Origin of the sequence: Okeania sp. KiyG1, assembly GCF_014132355.1 — a bacterium.
In the GTDB taxonomy this organism is placed as follows: Bacteria; Cyanobacteriota; Cyanobacteriia; order Cyanobacteriales; family Microcoleaceae; genus Okeania.
In genome coordinates this window covers 1-4,857 of record NZ_BLZO01000119.1, presented here as the reverse complement: position 1 = coordinate 4,857, position 4,857 = coordinate 1, and the positions used below count along the sequence as shown (strand labels likewise).

The window sequence follows — 4,857 nt, the reverse complement described above, 5'->3', positions numbered from 1 at the left end:
TGGTAATTCCTGAATGACTTGGTCTATCTGAGCTAAAAAGGTAAGGGGACTATAAGAAGTTACTAATTCTAAATGAGAGGAACGACCGTGACCGAATAGATCGGGAGCCACGACTCGATAACCTTGTGTTGCCAGGGGAAGTGCTACTTCTTGCCAAGCTAATCCTTGGTCTAAAATACCATGAATACAGAGAACTATAGGATTATCCGGGAAACCCCAACTACACAGACCAATCTGATTTCCTTTGAACTCCAGGAAGTTTTCCTCCATAAGAGGTTGTGTTGAAGGAGTTGTATAGACTGAAGTCTGTTGCTGTTGGGTTCGAGTTTTAACGTGGTTGCGTAATTGGGTTATTGTTTCCTCTAGTTGACCTACCGTAGGAGACTCAAATACACAACTTAGGGGAACTTCAACTTCCAATGCTACTTTCAACCGAGAAATTAATTGGGTTGCCAGTAAGGAATGTCCTCCCAGCTCGAAGAAGTTGTCTGAGATTCCCACATTTTGCACGCCGAGAATATCCGAGAAGATATTAGCTATTATTTCCTCAACTGGGGTACGCGGTGCGACATACTCATGTTCTCGGGTAATTGTTTCATCGGGTTCTGGCAGAGCTTTGCGGTTTACCTTACCATTGGGGGTTAATGGTAACCTATCCAAGGTTATGAAAGCACTGGGAATCATGTATTCCGGTAGTTTTGATTTCATAAATTTACGCAGTTGCGAAGTGGCGATTGATTCATGTTCATCAATGACTATGTAGGCTAATAGGCGTTTAGTATGAGCAATATCTTCTCTGGCAATAACTACTACTTGTTGAATTTGGGGGTGTGTGTTGAGGACAGATTCAATTTCTCCTAATTCTATACGGAAACCACGAATCTTAACCTGATGATCGATCCGACCTATGAATTCAATGTTACCATCACTTAAATATCGGGCTAAATCTCCTGTTTTATATAATTTTGACTTTTGACTTTTGGCTTTTGAGTTCTCAAAAGGGTTGGGGATAAATTTTTCTTGGGTTAGTTCTGGGCGATGCAAGTAGCCTCTGGCTAAACCATCTCCTCCGATATAAAGTTCTCCTACTACTCCTATAGGGACTGGTTGTAAATTTGTATCCAAAATATATACTTTCGTATTGGATATTGGCTTACCAATAGATGGTGAAATACTGCCTCCTCGATCGGAAACTACTAACCCAGAAGTAGTTACAACTGTATTCTCTGTCGGCCCATAGTCATTGAATACATAGAATGGTAGAGCTGATGATGGAAACTTGTGTAGTTTATCTCCTCCTGTCACTACAGTTTTCAATTCTGTTTCTGGAGGCCATTCTAAAGAACACAAATTTTCTAATAGAGGTGTTGGCACAAAACTAATCTTTATTTTTTCTGAGACTAGCCAATTTCTAAGTGCTTCTGGAGACAGACAAGTTTGTGAATCAACTAAGTGTAAGCAAGCACCTGCACTTAAGTAAGGCCATATTTCCAAGACAGAGGCATCAAAACCTACTCCTGCTATTTGAGATGCTCTATCTGATGATTTGATTGCAAAAGTACGTTGATGCCAGAAAACTAGATTTAATAATCCTTGATGGGGAATAGTTACTCCTTTTGGCTTGCCTGTAGAACCTGAAGTATAGATAACGTAAGCTAACTGATTAACTGTTACCTGATGGTCTAAATTTTGCTGACTCTGTTGATTAATAATTTCTTCATATCTATCCAAACAAATCAGATATTCTATGGTTTGCGATAGGTTATGTTGCCATTTTTGTTGAGTCAGTAGTATAGAAAATTGTGCATCTTCTATCATGTAATTGAGACGCGAAGTAGGATGATTCGGGTCTAATGGTACATAAGCTCCTCCGGCTTTGAGGATTGCTAATAAACCGACAACCATTTCTACTGAGCGCTCTGCACATATCCCCACTAGCACTTCTGGTCCAACTCCCAACTTTTGCAAGTAGTGAGCTAGTTGATTGGCTTTGCTATTCAATTGCTGATAAGTCAGTTTTTGTTGTTCAAATACTACGGCTATTGCATTTTGGTTGTTTTCGACCTGTTCCTCAAACAACTGATGAATACACTTGTCATGGGGATAGTCCACCGCTGTGTCATTCCAATCGACCAAAATCTGCTGTTGTTCGGCTGCTGTCAGTAGTGGTAGGTGACTCACTGGCTGCTGTGGAGCGGCAACTATCCCCTCCAACAAGGTCTGGAAATGACCTATTATTCGCTCAATCGTATTCTGCTTAAACAAGTCTGTGTTGTACTTAAATGCTCCTTCCAGCCTAGAGTTGATTTCACTCATTTCCAAATCTAAATCCGATTGCCCTTCAAATAGTACTGGGCTGTAGGGAATGAAACTCAGTCCTCCCCAATTCTTCGGAGTTTCCTCTGTACTGGCAATCAGCACATCGATTTGCGCGAACTTCTGAAATATAAAGTTCGTTTGCATAATTTGGGAATAACTTAAATCTCGTTGTGGATGCAATCGTTCCACCATCAGTGCAAACGGAAAATCTTGAGAATCAAGGGCTTCTAGAACCGTTGCCTGCACTTGCGCTAACAGTTCTGTAAAACTGGCTGTGCCTTGAATATTGCTTCGCATGGGGAGCATATTAACAAAATGCCCCATGATTCCATTGAATTCTGAACGACTTCGACCCGTTACAGGTGAGCCAACGATAATATCTTCCTGAAGAGTATATCGATAAAGTAGTACCTGATAAGCAGTTAAAAGCAGAGCGTACAAAGATACTTTTCTACTATCAGCCAGCTTCTTTAACTTTTGGGTTAGTTCTGGGGATAAACTAAAGACACAGGAATCTCCCTTATAGGTTTGGATAGAGGGTCGTGGATAATCAGTGGGTAGTTGCAATACTGGCAAATTGCCCTCTAGTTTTTGTTGCCAATACTCCCACAGTTGCTTTCCTCTAGCACTCTCTAGTAGTTCTTGTTGCCAATGAACAAAGGTTGGATAGCTATGACTGGGAGGAGCAAGGGAAATAGACTCCTGAGTCTGGAGCTGATGATAGATAACAGGTAATTCCTCCACCATGAGATTTAGGGACCAGCCATCACAGACAATATGATGGGCAGACACGATAAACGTTAGCCCCTGTGCTCCCTGTTGAAAAAATCTGACACGCATGAGCGGGCCATTTTCTAAGTCAAAAGGTTCTCGGTGAGAAGCAATTAACCTTTGTCGCACTTCTGCTACACTCCAACTGATAGCATCAGTTACTTGAAGGTCTAAAATAGGGGTTTCTAGAATTTTTCGATAAGGTTTGTTATTCAAGCTGGGGAAAGAAGTCTGTAAACCCGGATGTTGCTTGAGTAAATGCTCAAATACTTCTTGCCAAACTGAAATATTGCTCGCTTCAGGTATTCTCCCGGCGAAGGAAACGTTATAAGCATAACTCTCTGGTGCGAGATGCCAGACAAACCAGAGAGACTGTTCATTGAGAGATAAGGGAGGGTAGGGGCTAGTCTCTTCGTAGGGTGTTAGGGTTTCTGAAAGAGCCTCTGAACTATCTATAGTTGAAACGTTCTGAAGTAATTGCAATAATTCAGCTTTGTTTTGGGAGATCAGCTCTCGAATTTCTGGAGTTAATGTTCCCTTGGGAGCGCTAATCTTTAGTTGCTCGCCTTCAGCAGATAATCGGATGCCTTGGCTAGCTATTTGAGAGAGAATTTGATTTAGGTTCATAAGATAATTTCCTCGCTATATATCTCCCATTATCCAAATAAAAATAGCACCTGTTACATACATAATTAAGGCATATACAGCGGCAGGTATTGCCATTGTTGGAATATTCAGTAATGTTGAGGTACTAGCAATAGTCATCGCTAACATTGCATTTTGAATACCTACTTCAGCAGTAATTGATTTACTACTTGCTCGATCAAGTTTAGATAAAGTAGACAGACTATAGCCTAAAGCCATCGTTAAGATATTAAGAGTAAGAGTTACTGCTCCAACTTGTAAGAAAAAATCAGCGACATTATTGCGTTCTTTCACTAATAAACCAACAATAATTACTCCTAATAAAAATAGAGAAAGCCATTTTACTGATTTTTCAAGTTTTATGGCCAACTTAAACCTGTGATAACGGATTAACATTCCAATGGAAATGGGAATTAAAGTGAGAACAGCAATTTGAAGAACTGTTTTGGCAAAAGGTAACTCTAGTGTTACCGCTTGACCCATAAAATTTTCCATTGAAAAATTGGTAATTATAGGTATGGTAAATATAGTAATTAAACTACTTACGGCGGTGAGAGTAATAGATAAAGCTACATTTCCTTTAACCAAATAAGTAATTAGATTAGAAGTAGGCCCCCCCGGACTAGCGGTTAAAATCATCAACCCGACAGCTAATTCAGGAGAGAGAGGAAAAATGTTAACTAAGATAAATCCTACTAATGGTAACATAATTAGTTGAGCAATTAAACCGAGAATTGCTCCTTTCGGTTCAATCAAAACTCGTTTAAAGTCATCTAAAGTTAAACCAAGTCCCATGCCTAACATCGTGATAAATAAAGTTAGGAGCAGAAGAACAGATATTAGAAAATTTGATTCCATAAACTAGGGCGTGTCATCAAATAAAAAATTGACAAAATAACCATTCTATGATCAAGGGAGATGACGATACCTATGCCAGGGCAAACGCATCTAATTTTTTTGACTCTCTGACCTAGAAGGAATTGTATCCGGAATAGTTAAGGCCATTGGTCACATATTTTTTGTTAGTGATTCTTTCCGATAGCAAATGCTATCGGAAAATGTCGGACTTAATCTAAAGCTAGAGCGATCGCTTACTTTTGGATAAAGGCGATCGCTAATTAT

The 4,857-nt window shown here is 39.8% G+C and carries 2 protein-coding genes; both read right to left on the bottom strand.

Annotation, left to right across the window (positions count from 1 at the left end; translation table 11 throughout):
• A partial coding sequence (locus SAGCYANO_RS28930) for a non-ribosomal peptide synthetase (protein ID WP_202223231.1) occupies window positions 1-3,717 on the bottom strand: 3,717 nt, incomplete at its 3' end.
• A gap of 15 nt (window positions 3,718-3,732) precedes the next feature.
• The gene (locus SAGCYANO_RS28925) at window positions 3,733-4,593 is read right to left on the bottom strand and encodes a bile acid:sodium symporter family protein (RefSeq protein ID WP_202223230.1); all 861 of its coding nucleotides are present in this window, start codon (window positions 4,591-4,593) and stop codon (window positions 3,733-3,735) included.
• Between the last annotated feature and the right edge of the window lie 264 nt (window positions 4,594-4,857).